The 24,881-nt window shown below is 66.7% G+C and carries 18 protein-coding genes; 16 read left to right on the forward strand and 2 right to left on the reverse strand.

The genetic code is table 11. The features are described from left to right. Nucleotides 1-248: 248 nt before the first annotated feature. The 9 genes from QM741_RS03705 to QM741_RS03745 all read left to right on the forward strand — a co-directional run bounded on the left by QM741_RS03705 (nucleotide 249) and on the right by QM741_RS03745 (nucleotide 13,153). The gene (locus QM741_RS03705) at nucleotides 249-1,445 is read left to right on the forward strand and encodes a dipeptidase (RefSeq protein WP_415206392.1); all 1,197 of its coding nucleotides are present in this window, start codon (nucleotides 249-251) and stop codon (nucleotides 1,443-1,445) included. Next, on the forward strand, nucleotides 1,442-3,661 hold the full coding sequence (locus tag QM741_RS03710) for a TonB-dependent receptor (protein ID WP_415206393.1): 2,220 nt from the start codon (nucleotides 1,442-1,444) through the stop codon (nucleotides 3,659-3,661). The genes QM741_RS03705 and QM741_RS03710 overlap by 4 nt, the downstream gene beginning before the upstream one ends. Nucleotides 3,662-3,668: 7 nt before the next feature. Next, on the forward strand, nucleotides 3,669-4,709 hold the full coding sequence (locus QM741_RS03715) for a DUF1611 domain-containing protein (RefSeq protein WP_415206394.1): 1,041 nt from the start codon (nucleotides 3,669-3,671) through the stop codon (nucleotides 4,707-4,709). An 88-nt stretch (nucleotides 4,710-4,797) separates the two neighbouring features. Further along, nucleotides 4,798-6,783, forward strand: coding sequence for a serine hydrolase domain-containing protein (locus QM741_RS03720; protein ID WP_415206395.1), 1,986 nt, complete (start codon nucleotides 4,798-4,800; stop codon nucleotides 6,781-6,783). Then, nucleotides 6,783-7,787: a dipeptide epimerase gene (locus tag QM741_RS03725; RefSeq protein ID WP_415206396.1), complete on the forward strand. Its 1,005-nt coding sequence runs from the start codon at nucleotides 6,783-6,785 to the stop codon at nucleotides 7,785-7,787. The genes QM741_RS03720 and QM741_RS03725 overlap by 1 nt, the downstream gene beginning before the upstream one ends. After that, entirely contained in the window at nucleotides 7,784-9,124 is a 1,341-nt protein-coding gene (locus tag QM741_RS03730; RefSeq protein WP_415206397.1) for a peptide MFS transporter, read from the forward strand. Before QM741_RS03725 ends, QM741_RS03730 begins: the two co-directional genes overlap by 4 nt. After that, nucleotides 9,124-10,251 carry a hypothetical protein gene (locus QM741_RS03735; protein WP_415206398.1) on the forward strand — a complete coding sequence of 376 codons (1,128 nt, stop codon included), beginning with the start codon at nucleotides 9,124-9,126 and terminating at the stop codon, nucleotides 10,249-10,251. The genes QM741_RS03730 and QM741_RS03735 overlap by 1 nt, the downstream gene beginning before the upstream one ends. Further along, complete coding sequence (locus QM741_RS03740; protein ID WP_415206399.1) at nucleotides 10,248-11,822, forward strand: serine hydrolase; 1,575 nt, start codon at nucleotides 10,248-10,250, stop codon at nucleotides 11,820-11,822. The genes QM741_RS03735 and QM741_RS03740 overlap by 4 nt, the downstream gene beginning before the upstream one ends. Next, nucleotides 11,819-13,153: a dipeptidase gene (locus QM741_RS03745; protein ID WP_415206400.1), complete on the forward strand. Its 1,335-nt coding sequence runs from the start codon at nucleotides 11,819-11,821 to the stop codon at nucleotides 13,151-13,153. The genes QM741_RS03740 and QM741_RS03745 overlap by 4 nt, the downstream gene beginning before the upstream one ends. An 84-nt stretch (nucleotides 13,154-13,237) precedes the next feature. On the opposite strand, the gene QM741_RS03750 is transcribed toward QM741_RS03745, so the two are convergent. Beyond that, nucleotides 13,238-13,879: a TetR/AcrR family transcriptional regulator gene (locus QM741_RS03750; RefSeq protein ID WP_415206401.1), complete on the reverse strand. Its 642-nt coding sequence runs from the start codon at nucleotides 13,877-13,879 to the stop codon at nucleotides 13,238-13,240. Between the two features lie 220 nt (nucleotides 13,880-14,099). On the opposite strand from QM741_RS03750, the gene QM741_RS03755 reads away from it, so the two are divergent. The 5 genes from QM741_RS03755 to QM741_RS03775 all read left to right on the forward strand — a co-directional run bounded on the left by QM741_RS03755 (nucleotide 14,100) and on the right by QM741_RS03775 (nucleotide 21,390). Continuing rightward, nucleotides 14,100-15,251 carry an efflux RND transporter periplasmic adaptor subunit gene (locus tag QM741_RS03755; protein ID WP_415206402.1) on the forward strand — a complete coding sequence of 384 codons (1,152 nt, stop codon included), beginning with the start codon at nucleotides 14,100-14,102 and terminating at the stop codon, nucleotides 15,249-15,251. Nucleotides 15,252-15,263: 12 nt separating this feature from the next. Next, entirely contained in the window at nucleotides 15,264-15,722 is a 459-nt protein-coding gene (locus QM741_RS03760) for a DUF2214 family protein (protein WP_415206403.1), read from the forward strand. An 82-nt stretch (nucleotides 15,723-15,804) separates the two neighbouring features. Then, on the forward strand, nucleotides 15,805-18,975 hold the full coding sequence (locus tag QM741_RS03765) for an efflux RND transporter permease subunit (RefSeq protein ID WP_415206404.1): 3,171 nt from the start codon (nucleotides 15,805-15,807) through the stop codon (nucleotides 18,973-18,975). Nucleotides 18,976-19,234: 259 nt separating this feature from the next. Then, nucleotides 19,235-19,894 carry a protein-L-isoaspartate O-methyltransferase family protein gene (locus QM741_RS03770; RefSeq protein WP_415206405.1) on the forward strand — a complete coding sequence of 220 codons (660 nt, stop codon included), beginning with the start codon at nucleotides 19,235-19,237 and terminating at the stop codon, nucleotides 19,892-19,894. A gap of 41 nt (nucleotides 19,895-19,935) precedes the next feature. Further along, nucleotides 19,936-21,390: a TolC family outer membrane protein gene (locus QM741_RS03775; RefSeq protein WP_415206406.1), complete on the forward strand. Its 1,455-nt coding sequence runs from the start codon at nucleotides 19,936-19,938 to the stop codon at nucleotides 21,388-21,390. 205 nt (nucleotides 21,391-21,595) lie between these two features. Here the strand turns inward: QM741_RS03775 and QM741_RS03780 are convergent, their stop codons facing one another. Further along, the gene (locus QM741_RS03780; RefSeq protein WP_415206407.1) at nucleotides 21,596-22,342 is read right to left on the reverse strand and encodes a FadR/GntR family transcriptional regulator; all 747 of its coding nucleotides are present in this window, start codon (nucleotides 22,340-22,342) and stop codon (nucleotides 21,596-21,598) included. Between the two features lie 166 nt (nucleotides 22,343-22,508). Here QM741_RS03780 and QM741_RS03785 point away from each other — a divergent pair, with 166 nt between their 5' ends. Both QM741_RS03785 and QM741_RS03790 read left to right on the forward strand, forming a co-directional pair. Further along, nucleotides 22,509-23,669: an aldose epimerase family protein gene (locus QM741_RS03785; protein WP_415206408.1), complete on the forward strand. Its 1,161-nt coding sequence runs from the start codon at nucleotides 22,509-22,511 to the stop codon at nucleotides 23,667-23,669. A gap of 21 nt (nucleotides 23,670-23,690) precedes the next feature. Then, a complete protein-coding gene (locus QM741_RS03790) occupies nucleotides 23,691-24,872 on the forward strand; it encodes a 1,4-beta-xylanase (RefSeq protein WP_415206409.1) in 1,182 nt (393 codons plus the stop codon). Nucleotides 24,873-24,881: the final 9 nt, after the last annotated feature.

Genomic DNA, 24,881 nt, shown 5'->3' on the forward strand with positions numbered 1-24,881 from the left:
AGGACGCGCCGCGGATATTCGCACATAGAGCGCCTACTTTCCCAATGATCCGGATCAATGACAAAACGGCGGCATCCTGCAACCCGCGTCCGCGCTGCGCGGAATCGATCGGCACTCCATGGTTTTTCACCACCCACGGGTCGACGCAAGCGACCCTGCCCGAGGCACGTATTGTCCTGATTAGAAAATTTTGTTGACAATTCTCTAATCAGGATCATACTCGCCTCCGCACGCCAACGGGGACGAAGATGATCCGGGCATCCTTTCAAGCCGGCCGCCGCCGGGCGCTCACGATGATGGGCGCCGCGGCGACGCTGCCGCTGTCACCAGCGTTCCTGCGCGCGGCGGCGATCGCGCCCGCGCAAGCGAGGCGCAAATACTCGAAGCAAGCCAACGAGATCGTGCAGCGCGCGCTCGTCATCGACATGCTCGCGCCGCTCAAGATCGACTTCAATCCGGACGCATTCTCGCTGCCGCTGAGCGAATCCGACGCGGACAGGTTCCGCAGCTGCGGCATCAACGTTTTCCACAACTCGGTCGGCGTCGGCAGCTACGACGAGGCGCTCCAGTTCATCGCCGCCTGGAGCGGCTTCGCCGGCCGCAACAGCGAGGTGTTTTCCCTGGTCGGCGGCGTGGCGGACATCGACCGCGCCAAGGCCAAGCGCAAGACCGCCGTCGTCATCGGCCTGCAGAACGCCGACCAGTTCCGCACCCCGGCCGACGTCAAGGATTTCTACGACCTCGGCCTGCGCTGCGCGCAACTGACCTACAACACGCAGAACCTGATCGGCAGCGGCTCGACCGAGCGCGTCGACGGCGGCGTCACCGACTACGGCGTCAAGATCATCGAGGCGATGAACGACGCCGGCATGCTGATCGACGTCTCGCACTCCGGCGACCGCACCACGCTCGACGCGATCGAGATTTCGCCGCGGCCGATCGCGATCACCCACTCGAACTGCCGCGCGCTCAACAACCATCCGCGCCTGAAGACCGACGAGGCGATCAAAAAGCTCGCGGCCAAGGGCGGCGTCATGGGCATCACCGGCGTGCGCAACTTCGTCAAGGACCGGGAGCCGACGACGGTCGAGGACATCGTCGATCACATCGACCATGTCGTGAAGCTCGTCGGCATCGAGCACGTCGGCATCGGTTCGGACTCCGACCTGATGGGCTACGACCACATGCCCAAGGATCAGTACGAGAAGCTCAAGGCCGCGTACAAGGCCAGCTATTCGTTCCGCAGCCGCATCGATACCGACGGCTTCGACCACCCGCAAAAGGTCTACGACCTCACCGAATCCCTGCTCAAGCGCGGCTACGGCGAGGCGAACATCCAGGCCGTGCTCGGCGGCAATTTCCGCCGCCTGCTCGGCGCCGTCTGGAAGGAACCGAAACGCACGCCGCCCCCTTCCGAAAACCATCCCGAGGAGAAGAAATCATGACCCCGATTTCCGCAATCCGGCCGGCCACGCGCACGCGTCTGGGGCAGGCCATTCTGCTCGCCCTGATCGCCGGCGCCGCGCATGCCGAAGACGTGCCGGACAATTCGAAAGACCCGTCGGCAACGCTCGGCACGATCATCGTCACTTCGGAAAAGCGCAGCGAGGACGTGATGAACGTGCCGATGTCGGTCGGCGTGATCGATGCCGACCAGCTGCAGAACCTGCACGCGACGCAGCTCGCCGACTATGCCGCGTACATTCCCGGCCTGACGATCAGCGACGGCGGTGCGCCCGGCTCGGCGTCGATCGGCATCCGCGGCATCTCGCCGCTGACGGCCACGTCCACGGTCGCGACCTACATCGACGAGACGCCGATCGGATCGAGCAGCATGTACGGCGACGGCGGCACGGCGATCCTCGACCTGCTGTCCAACACGTTCCAGAGCGTCGAAGTGCTGCGCGGTCCGCAGGGCACCCTGTACGGCGCGAGCGCGATGGGCGGCGTGATCCGCTACGTGACGCGCGCGCCCGACCTTGCCGCGTCTTCGTGGAACGTCGGCGCGAACATGTTCAGCGTTGCGGGCGCCGGCGACCTCGGCGTCGGCGGCCACGCCGGCTTCAGCGCGCCGCTCGTCGCCGACAAGCTCGCGCTCAGCGTCGACTTCGCGCGGCAGAACACGCCGGGCTACATCGACAACGTGCAGACCGGCACGAAGGAGCAGAACGGCTTCTGGCAACGCGCGAGCCGCGTCGCGCTGCTGTGGAAGGCGAGCGACGACCTCTCGGTCACGATCTCGGCGATGGATTCGAAGGTCGACGCCGACTCGTTCAGCTACGTCGCGATCGATCCGGCGACGCTCAAGCCGCTCTACGGCAAGAACAAGGACGACAATTATTTCGCCGAGCCGTACGAGAAAGCGTACGGCGTGTATACCGCGACGGTGAACTGGAACCTCGGCTGGGCGGATTTCGTCTCGGCGACCTCGTATTCGCGCACCGACGCGCATACCAACGACGACGCATCGAGCGTCTATGGTCCGCTGGGCCCGCTGATCGGCCTGCCCGGCCCGTTCCTGTCGGAAGTCTTCTACCACCTGCGGCTTTACAAGACGACGCAGGAATTCCGCCTCACCTCGAAGGAGGGCGATCGCATCGAATGGCTCGTGGGCGCGTTCGGCACGCGCGAGAACAGCACGCAGGACCAGTCGCTCACCGCGCAGTTCGACGACTACTCCTTCATTCCCGGACTGAACCCGCTCGCGCAGGTAGGCCTGCCGTCGACGTACAAGGAATACGCCGCCTACGGCGACCTGACGTACAAGTTCACGGGCAGCTTCGACGTGACCGCGGGCGTGCGCTGGGCGCGCAACGAACAGACGTTCACCGAACTGACCAGCGGCGCGGTGACGGGCACGGTCGACCAGCCCGGCTCGTCGGCGGAAAGCGTGTTCACCTACTCGGTGAGCCCGCGCTTCCACCTCAACGCAAACACGATGATCTACGCCCGCGTCGCCACCGGCTACCAGCCGGGCGGCCCGAATCTCGCGCTGCCGGGCGTGCCGACGCAAGTCGATTCGTCGAAGCTGACGAGCTACGAGGGCGGCATCAAGGCGACGCTCGACGACCGCAGGCTGACGCTCGACGCCGCCGTCTACGACGTCGAATGGGAGAAGATCCAGGTGCCGGCGTCGATCAATGGCGTCGGCTATTTCACCAACGGCGGCACCGCGCGCAGCCGCGGCCTGGAATTCTCGGCCTTGTATACGCCGGTCGCGGGCCTGCGCCTCGGCCTCAACGGCGCGTACACCGATGCGGTGTTGACCGAGGACGTGCCCGGCATCGGCGGCCTCGACGGCGACCGCCTGCCGAACATCCCGAAATGGTCGACGTCGGCCACGGCCGACTACAACTTCCCGCTCGGCAACGGCTGGACCGGCCGTCTCGGCGGCGGGCTTCGCTACGTCGGCGCTTCGACGAGCGGCCTCACCCACGCGCCGAACTCCCTGCCGCAGGACAGCTACACCGCGCTGGACCTCAACGCCGACGTCAGCAACGATCGCTGGACCGTGCGCTTATTCGCCAAGAACGTGACCGACAAGCGCGTCTACACGAACTACATCGTCCGCACGAATGCGGTCACCGGCGGGATTGGCGCGATCAGCGGCGTGCCGCTGGCTCCGCGCACGATCGGCGTCGGCTTCGACCTGAAGTATTGAGGACGCGATGAGTTCAGTGACCGCACTGCGCGGCGTGCAGGTGCCGACTCTGCCGCAGCCGTACCTGCTGTTCCTCGGCGACACGACCGAACCCGGCTACGCCAAGACCGCGTTCGGCCTGCGCGACTGGGCCGGCGAGCGCTGCGTCGGCGAGTGGTCGTGCGGCGCGACCGTGACGACCGGCCTGCCGTTCCTCGCGCCGCGCGAGGCCCACGCGCGCGGCGCGCGCGGGCTCGTCATCGGCGTCGCCAACGTCGGCGGCGCGATCCAGGAGAACTGGATCGCCTCGCTCGTCGAGGCGATCGAGGCCGGCCTCGACCTCGTCAGCGGCATGCACGTGCGCCTCGCCGACGTGCCGCAGCTCAAGGCCGCCGCGGCGCGGCGCGGCGCGCGCCTGATCGATGTGCGCACGCCGCCGCCGAACATCCCTATCGCGAGCGGACGCAAGCGCAGCGGCATGCGCCTGCTCACAGTCGGCACCGACTGCGCGCTCGGAAAAAAATACACGGCGCTCGCGCTGGCGCGCGCGTTCGCCGGGCGTGGCGTCGACGTCGACTTCCGCGCGACCGGGCAGACCGGCATCCTCATCGCCGGCCGCGGCATGCCGATGGACGCGGTCGTCTCCGACTTCGAAGCCGGCGCGGCCGAGATGCTCAGCCCGGCCGCCGACGCGCGCCATTGGGACGTCGTCGAAGGCCAGGGCTCGCTGTTCCATCCGGCCTACGCGGGCGTCTCGCTCGGCCTCTTGCACGGCAGCCAGCCCGACGTGTTCGTCGTCTGCCACGAGCCGCGCCGCACGCACGTGCTCGGCAGTCCGACGTTCGCGCTGCCGAGCATCGAGGAAACGATCGACCTGACGATACGCCTCGGCCGGCGCACGAATCCGGCGATCCGCTGCGCCGGCATCAGCCTGAACACGGCCGGGCTCGACGATACCGCCGCGCGCGAAGTGCTCGCCGAGCACGCCGCGCGCCTCGGCCTGCCCGCGGCCGATCCGATGCGCGGCGGCGCGGAATTCGCGCGTCTCGTCGATGCCTGCCTCGCCTGACAGCGTCGATGAAATGAATACGCCGATGAAATGGCACGAGCGTGAAAGCGAATGACGCGCAAAACGATTGATTGCAGAGATGAAGACCATGAAAAAACTTGTATGGCTTGCAGCGGCGCTGGCTGCTCTCACGACCGTATCGCTGTCGGCGCAGAACCCGGCCGAACCGCTGCCGGCCGCGGCGGCGGTTACGCCACCGGCCACCGAAGCCGGTGGCACGGCTCTGACCAAAACCGACGTCGACGCCTGGCTCGATGGCTACATGCCGTACGCACTCGCCACCGGCGACATCGCCGGCGCGGTCGTCGCCGTGGTCAAGGACGGCGAGATCCTCACCGAACGCGGCTTCGGCTACGCCGACGTCGCCGCGAAGAAGCCGGTCGATCCCAAGCTCACGCTGTTCCGCCCCGGCTCGGTGTCGAAGCTGTTCACCTGGACGGCGGTGATGCAGCTCGTCGAACAGGGCAAGCTCGATCTCGATGCCGACGTCAACCAATATCTCCCCGCCGACTTCCAGGTGCCGCCGCGCGACGGCAAGCCGATCACGCTGCGCAACGTCATGACGCACACGGCCGGCTTCGAGGAGCAGATCAAGAACATCATCACCGAAGACCCGAACGCGCCGGACTACGTCACCCTGCTCAAGCGCTGGACGCCGACGCGCGTGTTCGACCCGGGCACGACGCCGGCGTATTCGAACTACGCGACCTCGCTCGCCGGCTACATCGTCGAACGCGTTTCGGGCGAATCGTTCTACGACTACGTCGACAAGCACATCTTCGCGCCGCTGGAGATGACCCACTCGACGTTCCGCCAGCCGCTGCCGAAGGAACTCGTGCCGCTGATGGCGACCGGTTACCAGACCGCGTCGGGTGGCGCGAAGAAGTTCGAAATGGTCGGCCCGGCGCCGGCCGGTTCGGTGGCCTCGCCCGCCGAGGAGATGGCGCACTTCATGATCGCGCACCTGCAGAACGGCGAGTACAAGGGCAACCGCATCCTCAAGGAGGAAACCGCGAAGCGGATGCACGACAGCCCGCTGACACTGCTGCCGCCGCTCAACCGCATGGAACTCGGCTTCTTCGAGACCAACATCAACGGCCGCGAAGTGATCGGCCATCTCGGCGACACCGACTATTTCCACACCTCGCTGCATCTGTTCCCCAAGGAGAACGTCGGCTTCTACGTGTCGTTCAACAGCGCCGGCAAGGAAGGCGCCGCGCATCACCTGCGCGTTGCACTGTTCAGCGACTTCGCCGACCGTTACTTCCCCGGCCCGCGCGGCGCCACGCACATCGATGACGCGACCGCGAAGCAGCACGCGCAGATGTTGACCGGCAACTGGGTCGCTTCGCGCGGCGCGTTCACGAATTTCTTTTCGGTGATCGGCCTGATCGGGCAAACCAAGGTCGCGGTCGACGACAAGGGCGGCTTGCTGGTTCCGGAGGCGAAGGGTCTCGACGGCAAGCCGATCCGGTGGATCGAAATCTCGCCGTTCGTCTGGCAGGACGCGAACGGCCACGACCTGCTCGCCGCGAAAGTCGTCGACGGCCGGGTCGTGCGCTTCAGCTACGGCCTCGTCGGCCCGTTCGAAGTGTGGCTGCGCCCCGACATCGCGCACAACGGCGCGTGGCTGACGCCCGCGTTCTACGCGAGTCTCGCCGCGCTGCTGTTGACGGTGCTGGTCTGGCCGGTCGCCGCGATCGTGCGCCGCAAGTATGGCGCGCGCCTCGACCTCGCGCCGAAGGCGCTGAGCGCCTACCGCGCGGGCAAGATCGGCGCGCTGCTGATGCTGCTCGCGTTCGGCGCGTGGATCGCCTCGGTGCTGACGATGTTCTCCGATCTCAACAACACCAGCGCGAAGTTCGATCCGGTGCTGCGCTTCGACCAGGTGTTCGGCTTCCTCGCCTTCATCGGCGGCTTCGCGCTGAGCCTGTGGAATCTGTGGACGGTATGGCGCGGCGGCGGGCGGCGCTGGCCGGCGAAACTCTGGAGCGTCGTGCTCGCGCTGTCCGCGTTCGTCGTGCTCTGGGTCGCGTTCGCCTTCCACCTGATCGGCTGGGGAGTGAACTACTGATGTCCGCGCTCGCGCTTCAGGTTGCGGTCGAGAAACTCAAGCTGGCCGAGCCGTTCCACATCTCGGGCTACGTGTTCGAGGCGCAGGATGCCGTCGTCGTCACGCTCGACGACGGCACGCATCGCGGCCGCGGCGAGGCCTCGGGCGTCTACTACCTCGGCGACAACGCGCCCGAGATGGTTGCGGCGATCGAGGCCAACCGCGGCGCGATCGAAGCGGGCATCGACCGCGCCGCGCTGCAGGCGCTGCTGCCGCCGGGCGGCGCGCGCAACGCGCTCGACTGCGCGCTGTGGGATCTGGAGGCGCACCGCAGCGGCAAGGAGGTCTGGAAGCTGGCGGGCCTCGATTCGGTCAAGCCGCTCGTCACGACGTTCACGATGGGCGCCGACGAACCCGCGAAGATGGCCGCCGGCGCGCGCAAGTTCGCGCAGGCGAAAGCGCTCAAGATGAAGCTGACCGGCGAACCCGACCTCGACATCGCGCGCGTGCGTGCGGTGCGCGAGGCGAGGCCGGAGGTCTGGCTCGGCGTCGATGCGAACCAGGGCTATGCGATCGGCACGCTCGGCGAATTGATTCCCACGCTGGTCGAGGCGAAGGTGTCGCTGCTCGAACAGCCGTTGCAGCGCGGAAAAGAGGCCGACCTCGACGGCTTCGCTTCGCCGGTGCCGATAGCGGCCGACGAAAGCGCGCTGTGCCTCGCCGACGTGCCCGGACTGATCGGCCGCTTCAACGTCGTCAACATCAAGCTCGACAAGTGCGGCGGCCTCACCGAAGCGCTCGCGATCGCGCGCGAGGCGCGGCGGCTCGGGCTCGGCGTGATGGTCGGCAACATGGTCGGCACGAGTTGGGCGATGGCGCCGGCGTTCGTCGTCGGCCAGCTCTGCGACATCGTCGATCTCGACGGGCCGGTGTTTCTCGCGCAGGATCGCACGCCGTCTCTGAATTACGACGACGGCCACGTTTGGGTGGGCAAGGAAGTGTGGGGATCAAGAGCGGCGACATGACTGCGTCGACACTGCGCGGCAAGAACGTGACGACACTCAGTCCGAATTGGTTCGGCCAGCCGCGCGGGCTGACGATCCTGTTCCTGACCGAGATGTGGGAGATCTTCTCCTACTACGGCATGCGCGCGCTGCTGGTCTACTACATGACCAAGCAGCTCGCCTTCGGCCAGGAAAAATCCTCGCTGATCTACGGCGCGTACACGTCGATGGCGTTCTTCACGCCGATCCTCGGCGGCATCCTGTGCGACCGCTGGCTCGGCAAGCGCCGCTCCGTCATCATCGGCGGCGCGACGATGGCCCTGGGGCATTTCATGATGGCGTGCGAGCCGCTGTTCTACCCGGCGCTGGCGACGATCGCGCTCGGCAACGGCCTGTTCATGCCGAGCCTGCCGAGCCAGATCAACGACCTCTACCGCAGCGACGATCCGCGCCGCGGCTGGGCCTACAACGTCTACTACGTCGGCATCAACCTCGGCGGTCTTCTCGCCCCGCTCGTGTGCGGCACGCTCGGCGAGTTCTACGGCTGGCACGTCGGCTTCGGCGCGGCCGGCGTCGGCATGCTGCTCGGATTGATCGTGTACCTGCTCGGCGGCAAGTACCTGCCGGAGCCGCGGCCCGCGCGGTGCGAATCCGGCAATGCGCCGCCGCTGCGCAACGGCAAGCAGACCTTCCTGCTGCTGCTCGGCGTCGGCCTCGCGGTGACCGTGTTCCGCGGCGCCTACGAGCAGATCGGCAACACGGTGCCGCTGTGGTCGGACACAGGCGTCGACCGCGCGTTCGGTGCGATGACGATCCCGATGACCTGGTTCCAGTCGCTCGATCCCCTGTTCGTGTTCCTGATGACGCCGCCGCTGCTCGCCTTCTGGCAGCGCCGCGCGCGGCGCGGCAAGGTCGCCTCGTCGATGCGCAAGATGGCGGGCGGCGCGGTGCTCGTCGCGGTTTCCTACCTGCTGCTCGCGCTCGCGGCGCAGCTTGCCGGCGACGGCCGCGCGCACTGGTCGTGGCTGCTCGCGTATTCGGTCGTGTTCACCCTCGGCGAGCTGTACGTGCTGCCGACCGGGCTCGGGCTGTTCGCCCGCCTCGCGCCGCCCGCGCTCGGGGCGACGACGGTCGGCGGCTGGTATCTGTGCATCTTCAGCGGCAGCCTCGCCGCGGGATTCGTCGGCACGCTGTGGAGCCACGCGAGTCATGCGGCGTATTTCGCGCTGCTCGCGGCCATCGCCTGCGCCGCCGCGCTGCTGTTCCTCGCGCTCGATGCGAACGCGCGCCGCATCGAAGACGCGCGCGCCGCCGAGATCGCCGCGGCCGATCTGCGCCGCGCGGACGCGACTGCGTGATGCGCACCGCAGAAGCCAGCAGTTCGTGGTTCCAGCGCTACCTGCTGCCGGGGTTCGCGTTCAAGGCCGTCGTCATCGGCGGCGGCTACGCCACCGGGCGCGAGCTCGCCGAATTCTTCCTGCCGTCCGGCCCGCGCGGCGGACTCGCCGCGATGCTGCTCGCGATGCTGCTGTGGAGCATCGTCTGCATGGCCACGTTCCTGTTCGCCCGCGCGCACGGCGCGCGCGACTACCTGAGCTTCTTCCGCGCCCTGCTCGGCCGCGGCTGGATCGTGTTCGAGATCGCATATTTGATCTTCGTCGTGCTGATCCTCGCCGTGTTCGGCGCCGCCGCGGGCGAGATCGGCACGGCGCTGACCGGGCTGCCGCCTCTCTCCGGCACGCTCGCGCTGCTCGTCGCGATCGCCGCTTTCGCGATGTTCGGCAACGCCTCGGTCGAGCGTCTGTTCAAGTACGTTTCGTTCCTGCTCTACGGCGTCTACTTCCTGTTCGTGGTCCTCGCGTTCACGCGCTTCGGCGAGCGCATCGCCGCCGGCTTCGCGAGCGACGCGCCGGCGACGGCGAACTGGGCGCTCGGCGGCATCGCCTACGCGAGCTACAACATCGTCGGCGCGGTCGTGATCCTGCCCGTGCTGCGCCACCTGCGCAGCGACCGCGACGCCGTCGTCGCCGGCGCGATCGCCGGCCCGCTCGCGATCCTGCCGGCGGTGCTGTTCTTCACCTGCATGGTCGCGTTCTATCCCGCGATCGGCGCGCAGACGCTGCCGTCGGATTTTCTTTTGCGCCAAATGAACCTGCCGTGGTTCCACCTGCTGTTCCAGCTCATGATCTTCGCCGCGCTGCTCGAAAGCGGCACCGGCGCCGTGCACGCGATCAACGAGCGCATCGCCAAGGCTTGGCTGGCCGCACGCGGCGCCGCGTTGTCGCCGCGCGCGCGCCTGCTCATCGCCGTCGTGCTGCTCGCCGTCTGCATGCTGCTCGCCGACCGCATCGGCCTCGTCGCGCTGATCGCCAAGGGCTATCGCCTGCTCGCGATCCTGTTTCTTCTCGTCTACGTCGTCCCGCTGCTCACCTTCGGCGTCGCGCGCCTGCGCCGCCGTCCCGCCATCACCGAGGAGCTTCCATGAAACGCCTGCTGCCGTTCGCCCTGCTGATCGCCTGCCCCGCGTTCGCCGTCGCGGCGCCGCCCGACGGTTTCGCCGAACGCGTCGAATCGCTGCGCAAGGAAATCGGCGTGCCCGGCCTGTCGATCTCGATCGTCGAAGACGGCAAGGTCACGTTCGTGCAGGGCTTCGGCGTACGCAAGCTCAGCTCGCCCGAGAAGGTCGACGCCGATACGCTGTTCGACACCGGCTCGACCGGCAAGGCGATGACCGTGGCCGATCTCGCCATCCTCGTCGACCAGGGCAGGATCGGCTGGGACGACAAGGTCATCGATCGACTTCCGGGCTTCCAGATGTACGACCCGTGGGTGACGCGCGAGATGACGGTCCGCGACCTGCTCGTGCACCGCAGCGGCCTCGGCCTCGGAGCGGGCGACCTGATGTTCGTGCCGCGCACGAACCTGTCGCGCGCCGAATCGGTCAAGCGCCTGCGCTACATCAAGCCGGCGACGAGCTTCCGCAGCGGCTTCGCCTACGACAACGTGCTCTACATGGTCGCCGGGCAATTGATCGAGGCGGTGACCGGCGAAACCTGGGAGCACTTCACCGTCGAGCACCTGTTCAAGCCCGCGGGCATGCTGCACGCCGTGGCCGACCCGGAGTCGCACTTCGCCGATCCGAACCGCGCCTGGCCGCATGCGCGCATGAACGGCGGCCTGCGCGGCGCGGGCGACCAGGAAGTGCTCGACGAGCGCGACGAGCTCGGCCGCAACGCTGCGCCGGCTGGCGGCCTGTCGATCAGCGCGAACGACCTGTCGCGCTGGCTGCGCATCCAGCTCGCCGGCGGCAAACTCGTCGACGGCGACGCGCACCTGTTCAGCGAGGCGGCGCAGAAGGAAATGTGGAAGCCGATGGTGCTTCAGCCGATCGCGCCGCGGCCCGAGCCGCTCAAGGCCACGCAGCCGCTGTTCGACACTTACGCGCTCGGCTGGGACGTGCGCGACTACCGCGGCGCGAAGATCATCTGGCACGGCGGCGCGGTGTTCGGCGAACTCACCGCGGTCGTGCTCGTGCCGGAAAAGAAAATCGGCTTCTCGATCACGATCAACAGCGAGGACGGCGAGATCATCAGCGGCCTGATGTTCGAGCTGCTCGACCACTACCTCGGCGCGCCGCTCAACGACTGGCCGGCGAAGTTCCGCGATTTCAAGAAGCAGCGCATCGCCGAAGGACTCAAGACATACAAGACCAAGGCGGCGACGCCGGCCAAGGTCGGCCCGTCGCTGGCGCTCGCGCGCTACGCCGGCACCTACAACGACCCGTGGTATGGCAACATCGACGTCGGGATCGCGAAGGGCAAACTAACGATCGACTTCAAGTCGACGCCGCGCATGAACGGCACGCTCGAACACTGGCAGTACGACAGCTTCACGACGAAGTTCACCGACAAGGCGATCGAACCCGCCTACGTCACCTTCGCGATCGACGCCGACGGCAAAGTCGAGCGCGTGACGATGAAACCGGTTTCGCCGCTCGCCGATTTCAGTTATGACTATCAGGACCTGATGTTCACCCCAGTCGAGGCAAAGAAATGACCACCACTCCGATGCGCCTGAAGTTTCCGCTCCTGTTCGCCGCGATCGCCGCGACGCTCGCCACGGCACCGGCCTCCGCGGTCGGCGACGATGTCAACGCCCGCGTAGCGCGCGTGCTCGCGCAGACGCCGCTGATCGACGGCCACAACGACCTGCCGTGGGAGATCCGCACGCGCTTCGGCGGCGACGTGACCAAGATCGATCTCGCCGCGGACACCACGAAACTGCCCGCTCCCGAAGGCGAAGCGAAGCTGATGACCGACATCCCGCGCCTGCGCGCCGGCCACGTCGGCGGCCAGTTCTGGTCGGTGTGGATTCCGGTGTCGATCAAGGGGCCCGAGGCCGTGCAGGTCACGCTCGAGCAAATGGATATCGTCAAGTCGATGGCGGCGCGCTGGCCGCGCGATTTCGCCATGGCCTACACCGCGGCCGACATCCGCCGCATCCACAAGGAAGGCAAGATCGCCTCGATGATCGGCATCGAGGGCGGCCATCAGATCAACGACTCGCTGGCCGTGCTGCGCGAGTGCTACGACGCCGGCGCGCGCTACATGACGCTGGCGCATTCCTCGAACACGGACTGGAGCGATTCGGCCACCGACGCGCCCGCGCATCACGGCCTGACGCCGTTCGGCAAGGAAGTCGTGCGCGAGATGAACCGGCTCGGCATGCTCGTCGATCTCGCCCACGTCTCCGAAGAGGCGATGAACGCCGCGCTCGACGTGTCGCAGGCGCCGGTGATCTTCTCGCACTCCTCGGCGCGCGCGATCGACGACCACCCGCGCGACGTTTCCGACGTGGTGCTGCGCCGCGTCGCCAAGAACGGCGGCGTGGTCATGGCGAACTTCGCGCTGGACTACGTTTCCGACGCGTACCGCCGCTGGGACGCAGATCGCTCCGCCGAGCAGGCGCGCTACAGCAGCCCGCCGTTCGGTGGCCTCTACATCGGCAATCCCGCGCGCGCCAAGGCCGCGCTGGCCGAGTGGGAAAAGGCGCATCCGGCGCCGAAGGTCACGCTAGCCGAAGTCGCCGACCATATCGAGCACATCGCCAAGGTCGCCGGCGTCGATCACGTCGGCATCGGTTCGGATTTCGACGGCATCCCGGAAGCGCCGGAAGGTCTCGACGGGGTCGACAAATATCCCGCGCTGCTCGCCGAACTGGCGCGCCGCGGCTGGAGCGACGAAAACCTGGCCAAGGTCGCCGGCGGCAATTTGTTGCGCGTGATGGCGCAAGCCGAGACGGTGGCGGCGAAACTGCGTGCGGAGCGCGGCCCGTCGATGGCCAGGATCGAGCAGCTTGACGGGACGCCGACGAAGGCGGCGCGCTAGCAAGTCTCACGCGATTCGAAAGACCCAACCGCCGTCATTACCGCGAAAGCGGAATGACGGCGACGGGAAATTCCCGAAGCGAGCCTAGCGCGGCGCGTAGGCGCGCAGGAAGAAATCGACCGTCGCGTTGAGGTGTTCGTCGATCTCGCGTGCGGTCGGCGGCTCGCCGCAGCCGAATTCCAGGCGCGCATGGCACTCGCCCTTGAGCAGGCAATAGAACTGCGTGGCGGCGCGGTACGGGTCGGCGATGTCGAGCTTACCCGCCTCGACCTCGGCGCGCAGGAACGATTCCAGCCCTTGCTTCACTTTCGTCGGGCCGGCCTCCCAGAACAGCGCCGCGAGTTTCGGCGCGCTCGCGGCATTGGCGACGATGGTGCGGTGGATCGCGATCGCGTCCTCGCTCGTGATCAAGTCGAAGAACGCGCGAGCGATCGCGAACAATTGCTTGCGCAGCGGACCCTTGAGATCGGCGCGGAACAACGCCTCGGGCATCAGCGTCTGACACTTGCTGCTCACCGCTTCGGCGAACAGCGTTTCCTTGTCGCGGTAGTGGCTGTAGACGGTGAGCTTGGACACGCCCGCCTTGTTGGCGATCGCATCCATGCTCGTGCCCTCGAAGCCCTGCTTGACGAACAGTTGCTTGGCCGCCTCGAGGATGGCGGCGCGCTTCTCCATGTCCTTGGGACGACCGGGGCCGGCGGATCGGGGAACGGCTAACGCTGACATGGCTTGGACATCTTCGGGACTCGTCGCGAGACGCGGCGGCGAACCGCTCTCGCACTTCAAAAATACTGGACAGTTCAGTTTACTAATTGTAGAGTAACACGAAATGGGTTCGCGATGTGAAAAACTCCGTTCGTCCGGGCGCGTGTACTCTTGCGCGAATCGACGGAATTCGCAACCTGCCCCGCAGCAAGTCCGCGTTCGACGATACGGAATAGAGGCCATGTCCGATCTTGCCTTTCGCACCATCATCCGCCCGGCCGTCCGCGCCGCCGCGAGCCTGCTCGCGCTGATGGGCGCGGCCGCCCTCGCCGGCTGCGGCAGCCATGCCACCGCGCCGCCGCCGCCGCGCAGCGCCATCGTCGCGCATCCGCAACCCGCTGATACGATCAACGCCGAAGTCTATTCGGGTGACGTGCGCGCGCGTTACGAAAGCCAGCTCGGCTTCCGCGTCAACGGCCTGGGCTTCAGCTTCAACGGCAAAATCAAGTCGCGTCTGGTCGACGTCGGCGACCATGTCGAGGCGGGCCAGGCGCTGGCCGAGCTCGATCCGGTCGATCTGCACCTGCAACTCGACAGCGTCAAGGCCAATCTCGTCGCCGCGCGCGCCAACTTCGATCTGGCCGACTCGGAATACAAGCGCTACAAGGCGATGTACGCGCAACACTACGTCAGCCAGACGCAGTTCGACTCGCAGCTCAACGCGCGCAAGGTCGCGCAGGCGCAGGTGGCGCAGGCGCAGGCGGCGCTGGCGAGCGCCAAGAACCAGGCCGGGTACGCCGTACTGCGTGCCGACCATGCCGGCACGATCACCGCGATCAGCGCCGAAGCCGGACAGGTGGTCGCGGCGGGACAGACCATTGCGACGCTGGCGCGCGACGGCGCGGTCGAAGTCGAGATCGCCGTGCCCGAAAGCCGCATCCACGCCTACCAGGTCGGCACGCCGGTCGCGATCGAATCCTGGGCCGACGCCGGCAAGCGGCTCGGCGGCCATCTGCGCGAGATCGGCGCGGAAGCCGACCGCGTCACCCGCACCTACCGCGTGCGCGTGAGCTTCGACGACGCCAGCGCCGCACCGCGCCTGGGCCAGACCGCACGCGTCTATTTCGCCGATGCCGGCACGGCCGGCCAGACGCTGATCCCGCTGCCGGCGCTCTACGAACTCGGCGGCAAGCCCGCGGTGTGGATCGTCGATGCGAAGACGCACCAGGTGAAACTCGCGCCCGTCGTCGTTTCCGCCTATCGCGAGCAAGGCGTGGTCCTGTCGCACGGCGTCGGCGTACAGGACTGGATCGTCACCGCCGGCGTGCACAAGCTGCGCGAAGGCGAGACGGTCGCACCGGTCGACGCGCTCAATCGTCCGCTCGCGCTTTGAGGGAGGCCGCACATGCTCGCTTCAGCCCTCGCCGCCTTTGTCCATCACCTCGCTGCGTTCGCGATCGCCGTTGCGCTCGCCATCGAACTCGTCATGCTGCGCGGCGAACTGACCGTCGAGCGTGGCCGCCGCCTGATCCAGGCCGATGCGGTCTACGGCATCGCCGCGATCACGCTCATCGTCGTCGGCGTCGCACGCGTGGCGTGGTTCGAGAAGGGTGCGGCGTACTACCTGCACAGTGCGCCGTTCATCGCGAAGATGATCCTGTTCGTCGCGATCGGCCTGCTCTCGATCCGGCCGACGCTGACATTTCTTTCCTGGCGCAAAACGCCGGCCGAAAATCGCGTGCCCGAGCTCGCCGCGGACGCGCAGCGCCGATTGCGTTCCATCGTGCATGTCGAGCTGGCCCTGCTCGTACTCGCGATCCTCTGCGCCGCGCTGATGGCCAAGGGCATCGGCTTCTTTCCATGAATCCCGACACGCCAGCACGCTCGCGCAGGGGCACGACGAATCGCGCCGCCATTCCGCATAAGGCCCAGACCATCCGTCGCCCATGACCCGATTCAATCTCTCCGAATGGTCGCTGCGCAACCAGTCGCTGTTGCGCTACTTCATCGTGCTGCTCGCCGTGATCGGCGTGTGGTCGTACCTGGGCCTGGGCCAGTCCGAAGATCCGCCGTTCACGTTCAAGATCATGGTCGTGCAGACGCAATGGCCCGGCGCGACCGCGGCCGAAGTGACCGAGCAGGTCACCGAGAAGATCGAAAAGAAATTGCAGGAACTGCCCGATCTCGACTACCTGCGCAGCTATTCGCGTCCGGGCGAATCGGTGGTGATGGTGGTCATCAAGGACTCGGTGCCGGCCAGCGCCGTGCCCGATTTCTTCTACCAGGTGCGCAAGAAAATCGGCGACATCCGCTACACCCTGCCGCAGGGCGTGCTCGGGCCGTTCTTCAACGACGAGTTCGGCGACACCTTCGGCAACATCTATGCGCTGAGCGGCGAAGGCTACACCGACGCGCAATTGCGCGACTATGCCGAGCGCCTCAAGCTCGAACTGTTGCGCGTGCCCGACGTGGCCAAGGTGGAATTCATCGGCCTGCAGGACGAGAAGGTCACGATCGAACTGTCCAACGCCAAGCTCGCCACGCTCGGCGTCGGCTTCGACCAGTTGCAGGCCACCCTCGTTGCGCAGAATGCGATCGCGCCCGCCGGCAGCTTCGAGACCGGCAGCGACCGCATCTACCTGCGCACCACGGGCGCGTTCGATTCGGTCGAAGCGATCCGCAACATCTCCATCCGCGCCAACGGCAACTTGTTCCGCCTCGGCGACATCGCCAAGGTCACGCGCGGTTACGCCGACCCGCCGAATCCGCGCATGCGCTTCATGGGCAAGAACGCGCTCGGCATCGCCGTATCGATGCGCGCGGGCGGCGACATCATCCATCTCGGCAGGAATCTCGACGCGGCGATCGCGCGCCTGCAGCGGACCCTGCCGGTCGGCCTCGAACTCGAGCGCGTCACCGACCAGCCGCGCGCCGTGGCGCGCTCGGTCGGCGAGTTCGTCGAGACGCTGGCGATCGCGGTCGCGATCGTGCTGCTGGTCAGCTTCTTCTCGCTCGGCCTGCGCACCGGCCTGGTCGTCGCGCTGTCGATCCCGCTCGTGCTCGCGATGACGTTCGCCGCGATGAAGTACTTCGGCATCGACCTGCACAAGATCTCGCTCGGCGCGCTCGTGCTCGCGCTCGGCCTGCTCGTGGACGATGCGATCATCGCGGTCGAAATGATGGCGATCAAGATCGAGCAGGGCTACGACCGCGTGCGCGCCGCCGCGTTCGCCTATACCTCGACCGCGTTCCCGATGCTGACCGGCACGCTGGTCACCGCCGCGGGCTTTTTGCCGATCGCGACGGCGAAGTCCGGCACGGGCGAGTACACGCGTTCGATCTTCGAAGTCGTGACGATCGCGCTGCTGATCTCGTGGGTCGCCGCGGTGATGTTGATTCCGTATCTCGGCTACAAACTGTTGCCGGAACGCGACCAGGCGCCGCCGCCGGCGAATTCGTGGCTGCACAAACTGCCGCCGCGCCTGCGCCGCATCGTCACCGGCGAGCATGCGCCGCACGCCGGCCACGATCCGTACGCGACGCCGTTCTACCGCGCGTTCCGCGGCCTCCTCGACTGGTGCGTGGGCCATCGCTGGATCGTGATCGGCGCGACGGTCGGCACGTTCGTGCTGGCGATCGCCGGCTTCGGCTTCGTGCAGCAGCAGTTCTTCCCCGACTCGACGCGGCCCGAGCTGATGGTGGACCTCAAGCTGCCCGAAGGCGCCTCGCTCAACGCCACCGAAGCGCAAGTAAAGAAACTCGAAGCCTGGCTCGCCAAGCGCCCCGAACTGGAAAACTACGTCAATTTCGTCGGCAGCGGCGCGCCGCGCTTCTACCTGCCGCTCGACCAGCAACTGCCGCAGGCCAGCTTCGCCGAGTTCGTGCTGCTGACCAAGTCGCTCGCCGACCGCGAGAAGATCCGCGCCGACCTGATCGAGCTGTTCGACAGGGATTTCACCGAGTTGCGCGCGCGCGTCGTGCGCCTCGAGAACGGGCCGCCTGTCGGCTATCCCGTGCAGTTCCGCGTGTCCGGCGAAGACATCGCCACGGTGCGTGAACTGTCGCGCCGGGTCGCCGACGTGATGCGCAAGAATCCGATCCTGCGCAATGTCAATCTCGACTGGGAAGAGCCGTCCAAGGTCGTCAAGCTCGACATCGACCAGGAGCGCGCGCGCGTGCTCGGCGTGTCCTCGCAGGACCTCGCCAACTTCCTGCAGAGCTCGCTGTCGGGCGTGCCGGTGACGTATTACCGCGAACGCGACCAGCTCATCGAGGTCGACCTGCGCGGCCCGAGCGACGAGCGAGCGCGCCTGTCGCTGCTCGAAAGCCTCGCGGTGCCGACGCCGTCCGGCACCAGCGTGCCGCTCAAGCAGATCGCGAACGTGAGCTACGGTTTCGAGGAAGGCATCATCTGGCACCGCAACCGGCTGCCGACCGTGACGATCCGCGGCGACATCTACGGCGACACCACGGCGCCGACCGTCACCGCGCAGGTGCTGCCGCAGCTCGATGCGATCAATGCCTCGATGCCGCCGGGCTACCTGCTCGAAGTCGGCGGCGCGGTCGAGGAATCGGCCAAGGGCCAGGCGTCGGTCAACGCCGGCATGCCGCTGTTCCTGATCGTCGTGCTGACCGTGCTGATGATCCAGTTGCGCAGCTTCAGCCGCGTGCTGCTCGTGTTCCTGACCGCGCCGCTCGGTCTGATCGGCGTGACCCTGTTCCTGCTGGTGTTCCGCGTGCCGTTCGGCTTCGTCGCGATGCTCGGCACGATCGCGCTGATGGGCATGATCATGCGCAACTCGGTCATCCTCGTCGACCAGATCGAGCAGGACATCGCCGCCGGCCACGAGCGCTGGACCGCCATAGTGGACGCGACCGTGCGCCGTTTCCGTCCGATCGTGCTGACCGCGCTCGCGGCGATCCTGGCGATGATCCCGTTGTCGCGCAGCGCGTTCTACGGGCCGATGGCGGTGGCGATCATGGGCGGCCTGCTCATCGCCACCGCGCTGACTCTGTTGTTCCTGCCCGCGCTGTACGCCGCCTGGTTTCACGTGCGACGCGGCGAGGCCGTCTCGCATCCGGGTTCGGGAAACGTGGCCACGACGGCACGGGCCTGAAGTCCGCATGAAGGAAATTTCATCGCCGGGAGCGTGAATGAGGACGATCGAACCGATAACATTCTTCCGTTACCGATTGGTAACATCGCATTGGACGATCCGCGTCAACTCGGCGTCAGCGCCGATGCGCGACGATCGCGGAAGGTTTGAATGACTTCCGGCACTTCGAGCGCCGCCGCGGACTGCGGCATCGTACGATTGCCGGCGCAATCCCCAGACTTTATTCTTTGATTCTTTTCGCAAAAGCCGGAAGCCCGCCATGTCGCTCAACGTCGAACTCGCCCGCAACAACATGATCGAACAGCAGGTGCGCCCCTGGGACGTGCTCGACGTGCGCGTGCTCGACGCGCTCGGCGCGGTGCGGCGCGAGGACTTCGTGCCCGAGGCCCTGAAAAGCCTCGCCTTCGCCGACTTGGAACTGCCGCTCGGCCACGGCGAAGTGATGCTCAAGCCCGTGCTCGAAGGCCGCCTGCTGCAGGCGGCGGCGCCGGCGCAAGGCGAAAGCGTGCTCGAGATCGGCACCGGATCGGGCTTCCTCACCGCCTGCCTCGCCCAGCTTGGCGGCAACGTCACCAGCGTGGAACTGCGCGCCGATTTCGTCGAAACCGCGCGCGCCCGGCTGCGGGCCGCGGACGTGCGCAACGTGCACATCGAGCACGCCGACGCGGTCGCGGGCTACGCGCCGCAGCAGCAGTTCGACGTGATGCTTGTCACTGGCGCCGTCGCCGCGCTTCCGCCACGCTGGCGCGAGTGGATCAAACCGGGCGGTCGCCTGGTCGCGATCGCGGGCATCTCGCCGGTGCAGCACGCCGTCCTGTGCACGCGCGACGGCGGCGGCGAATGGAGCAGCGAGCCGCTGTTCGAAACCGACCTGCCCTATCTCGCCCATGCGGCGCCGGCGCCGCAGTTCACGCTCTGAAACGCCGGCCGCGGACATCCGATTCTCCTGGGAATTCCACAATGCAGAAAAATATACTCCTCCACAATGCCGCATACGGGCGCCTAAAGCCCGGCATCCTCGTCGCGGCGATCGCGATCGTTGCGGCAGCCTCGCCGCTGCACGCGGAAGACCTGAGCCAGATCTACCTGCAGGCGCGCGGAGCCGACCCCACGCTCGCCGCGGCCGACGCGAACCGCCTCGTCACCCGGGAAGGCGCGCCGCAGGCGCGCGCCGCGCTGCTGCCGCAGATCAACGGCAGCTACGGCTACGCCCGCAGCGACACCGGCACGAACAGCCATGCGCCCGACCTGGTGACGGTCACCAACGCCGACGGCACCACGGGCGAGCAGTATGAAATCATTTCGTCCGGGGAATACGTGCGCCAACGTTCGCGCCCGGCAACGGTGCAACTGAGCCAGACGCTGTTCAACTGGGGCGACATCACCCGCCTGCGCAGCGCGAACGCGCTGGCCGAAGGCGCCGACTTCACCTACGACGCCGCCTCGCAGGACCTGCTCGTGCGCACCGCGGCCGCCTACTTCAACGTGCTCACGGCCGAGGACCAGCTCACCTTCTCGCAGCTCAACGAGAAGTCGCTGCAGAAGCAGCTCGACCAGGCCGACGAGCGCTTCAAGGTCGGCCTGTCCGCGATCACCGACGTGCACGTCGCACGCGCGCAGCACGACGCCTCCGTGGCCCAGGTCATCACCGCGCAGAACGCCGTGGAAACGGCGCGCGAGGGCGTAGTGCAGATCATCGGCAAAAGTTTCGGCGATCTGAAGAAGCTGCGCGATCCAATCCCGCTCGACAAGCCCGTTCCCGCCGACATGCAGGCGTGGGTCGACCTCGCCGCGAAGCAGAACCCGACACTGGCCTCGGCGCAGAAGTCGCTCGATTCGGCCGAATACAACATCCAGACGCAGCGCTCCGGCCATTTCCCCACCCTCAACGCGACGCTGCAACGGCAAGTGACGCCGGGCTGGGGCAATTCGAGCTATTTCGGCCCGAACGGCGCGAACGTGGGGCCGCTGCACGGCAACAGCGTCAGCGGCGACACGACGATCGGCGTCACCCTCAGCATTCCGATCTTCTCGGGCGGTCTCGTCTCCTCGCAGACGCGGCAGGCCGTGTTCGAGCGCGACGCGGCGCAGGACCAGGTCGAACTGACCCGGCGCACCGTCAACGCCAACACGCGCAACGCCTACCGCGCGGTCATCGCCGGCATCAGCGAGGTCGAGGCGGCAAAGGCCTCCGTCGTCTCCGCGCAGAGCGCAGTCGATGCCACCCAGGCCGGTTTCGAAGTCGGCACCAAGACCATCCTCGACGTGCTGACCAGCCAGAGCACGCTGCTGGAGGCGCAAAGCGCGTATTCGCAAGCGCGCCATCAATTCGTGCTCAATGGCCTGCTGCTCAAGGAAGCGGCCGGCGTGATGTCCACCAAGGATCTCGAAGCGGTCAACGCATTGCTGCAATAGGCGATCGATCCGCCAACCCGCATTTCCCGCGCCGGTTCGCCCCGGGGGCGAGGGATGGATCGGTGCGCGGTACTGCACCTCATTGGCGTCAATTCTCGGTTGACGTCTCTGCCAAGGATGGCCCAAGCTCGTCATTCCCGCATGCTTCCGGCGGGAATGACGAACCAAAGAATTGAGCCAACCAGCAGACCGGATACGCGGCAGCTCACTTCCTGCGTGATTTGACGCGCGCCCGTTCGGCATCGCTCTGCGAGGAAATCAGCTCGCCGACTTCGCTCAAGATGCTGCTCATCGCCGCGCGCGCGCGCTGCGGGTCGCGCGCGCGGATCGCCTCGTACACGCGCCGGTGCGCCGGCACGCTGGCGGTGTGGCCCTTGATCCGGTTGGTCATGCGGATGGAAATCTTCAGCGCCGTCGAGATGAGCTGGTCGAGCTGCATGTAGAACGGATTGCCGGTCGCCTCGAGAATCGACACGTGGAAGGCGATGTCCGCGGCGAGCGAGTCGCCGTCGCCGCGTTCCGCCGCCGCCATGCGCTCGAGTCCCTGTTCGATGCTACGCAGCGCCTGCGGCGTCGCATGCTGCGCCGCCAGCGCGGCCGCGGCGGGCTCGAGGCCAAGGCGCATTTCGGTGAAATGGCGCAGCAGGTCGTAGGAAAACTTGCGCTCCAGCATCCAGCGCAGCACGTCCGGATCGAGCAGGCTCCAGCGCTCCTGCGCCTGCGCGGTGATGCCGCTGCGCGGCCTCGCGGTGAGCATGCCCTTGGCGGTGAGCATCTTCACCGCCTCGCGCGTGACGCTGCGGCTGGTCGCGTACTGCTCCGAAATTTCCGCCTCGGTCGGAAAGCTGCGCCCGTCGAACTCGCCGGTGACGATCGCCTGCCCCAGGGTGTCGAGCAGTTGCTCGGTCAGGGTCAGTCTGCCGGCTTGCCGCGTTCGATCCAGTGGTTTCATCGGCAAAGCATATCAAACAGACAATTCCCGACGCGCGCCGGCCGGGATGCGGCGGCGTCCATGTTGCTGCGGTGCAGCTTGCAGTTTTTCCTGCCGGATATTATTTATCTTATAAATCTGACTAAACACTACAGCCGACGTTCGGCTTCGCGAGGATGGGTCGATCATGACAAATGCAGTACGAACGGTGGCGAGCGTCGGCGTGGCGGCGGTCGCCTGCATGGCCGCGCAGGCGCATGCGGCAACTGTTGCGCGCGAGAATTTCGGCGCGCTCGCCGACGGCACGAAGGTCGAGGCTGTGGTATTGAGCAATGCGCACGGCATGCGTGTGCGCGTGCTCGCGCTCGGCGCCGGTTTGCAATACGTGGCCGTTCCGGACCGCGACGGCAAGAGCGAAAACATCGCGCTCGGCTATGCCGACGCGGCGAAGTATCGGGAGAAACCGCAGTTTTTCGGCGTGACGGTGGGGCGTTACGCGAACCGTATCGCCGGCGGACGTTTCGTGCTCGACGGCAAGACTTACCAGTTGCCGCTCAACGACGGCGAGAACTCGCTGCACGGCGGCCCGCGCGGACTCGACAAGGTGCTTTGGACGATCGGCGAAGTGAAGCAGGACGCCGACACGGCGAGCGTCCAGTTCACTTATACGAGCCCCGATGGCGAGATGGGTTATCCCGGCACGCTGCATCTCGCGGCGATCTACACGCTCGACGAGCGCAATCGCCTGTCGATCGAATACCGCGCGACCACCGACAAACCGACCATCGTCAATTTGACCAATCACGCCTATTGGAACCTGTCCGGCGAAGGTTCCAGCTCGGTCATGGACGAGCGTTTGACGATACCGGCCGATTCGTATCTGCCCACGGACAAGGGCTCGATTCCGACCGGCGAATTCAAATCCGTTGCGGGCACCGCTTTCGACTTCCGCGAGGCAAAGCCGATCGGCCGCGACATCCGCGCGGCCGGCGAACCGCAGCTCGTGCTCGCCAAAGGCTACGACCACAACTGGGTGATCAGCCGCGAGGCGGCGAAAGCGCCGCGCATGGTCGCGCGCGTGGAGGACCCGAAATCCGGCCGCGTGCTCACCCTGCTTTCGGCGCAGCCCGGCTTGCAGTTTTATTCCGGCAATTTTCTCGACGCCACCACCGTCGGCACCGGCGGACACCCGTACCGGCAGGGCGATGCTTTCGTGCTCGAGCCGCAATTGTTCCCCGATACGCCCAACCAGCCCGCGTTCGGTTCGGCGCGCCTGGATCCGGGCAAGGAGTACCGGCATTTGATGGTCTACGAATTCTCGACCACGGCTGCGCCGCAGTCGCGTTGATGGCGCAGGCATGGAGATCACATGAAACGCTTACTCTCGATATGGATCCTTGCATTGTCGCTGTCGTCGTTGCATGCCGCCGAAACCCCGGCGCGCTGGTCCGAGACGAAGGCAAAGGCCTGGTATTCGCAGCAGCGCTGGATCCTCGGCGCAAATTACTTGCCGGCCGACGCGATCAACGAACTGGAAATGTGGCAGGCCGACACGTTCGATCCGGAACGCATCGACCTCGAACTGGGCTGGGCGCAAGGGCTCGGCATGAACACGATGCGCGTGTTTCTGCACGACTTGCTTTGGCAGCAGGACGCTCCGGGGTTCAAGCAGCGCATCGACAAGTTCCTCGCCATTGCCGCCAAGCACGGCATCAAGCCCATTTTCGTGCTGTTCGACTCGTGCTGGGATCCGGAGCCGAAGCTGGGGCCGCAGCATCCGCCGATTCCAGGCGTGCACAACTCGGGCTGGGTGCAAAGCCCCGGCGTCGCGTTGGCCGATCCTGCGCAGTACCCGCGCCTGGAGCGCTACGTGAAGGACATCGTCGGCAGTTTCGCCAACGACAAGCGTGTGCTCGCATGGGACGTCTGGAACGAGCCCGACAACGAGGGCGGCGGCCACTATCAGACCCACGAACCGAAAAACAAGAACGAGCTGGTCGCGAAACTCCTGCCGCAGGTGTTCGACTGGGCGCGCAGCGCGTCGCCGTCGCAGCCGCTGACCAGCGGCGTATGGCACGACGACGACTGGTCGGATACGGCCAGGCTCAATACGGTGGAACGCACCCAGCTCGAACAATCGGACGTCATCAGCTTCCACAACTACGACTGGCCCGAGCAGTTCGCCGCGCGCGTGCGCCAGCTCGAAAAATACGGCCGCCCGCTGATTTGCACCGAATACATGGCGCGCGGCAACGGCTCGACGATCGACGGCGTGCTGCCGCCGGCGAAGAAGCTCGACGTCGGCATGGTCAACTGGGGCTTCGTCGACGGCAAGGAGCAGACGCGCTATCCGTGGGATTCGTGGGAGCGGCCATACACGTTGCAGCAGCCGCCACTGTGGTTCCACGACGTGCTGCACACGGACGGCACGCCGTATCGCCAGCGCGAAGTCGACATCCTGCGCGCGTTGAGCGGCGCACCGCGTGGCGTGGTGCCGGACGCGGCGCAACTGTTTCCGATCGACAACAAAGATCGCGGTCGCCAGCGCTGAGCGGCGGTC

The sequence above is a fragment of the Rudaea sp. genome, assembly GCF_047601565.1.
Taxonomy (GTDB): Bacteria; Pseudomonadota; Gammaproteobacteria; order Xanthomonadales; family Rhodanobacteraceae; genus Rudaea.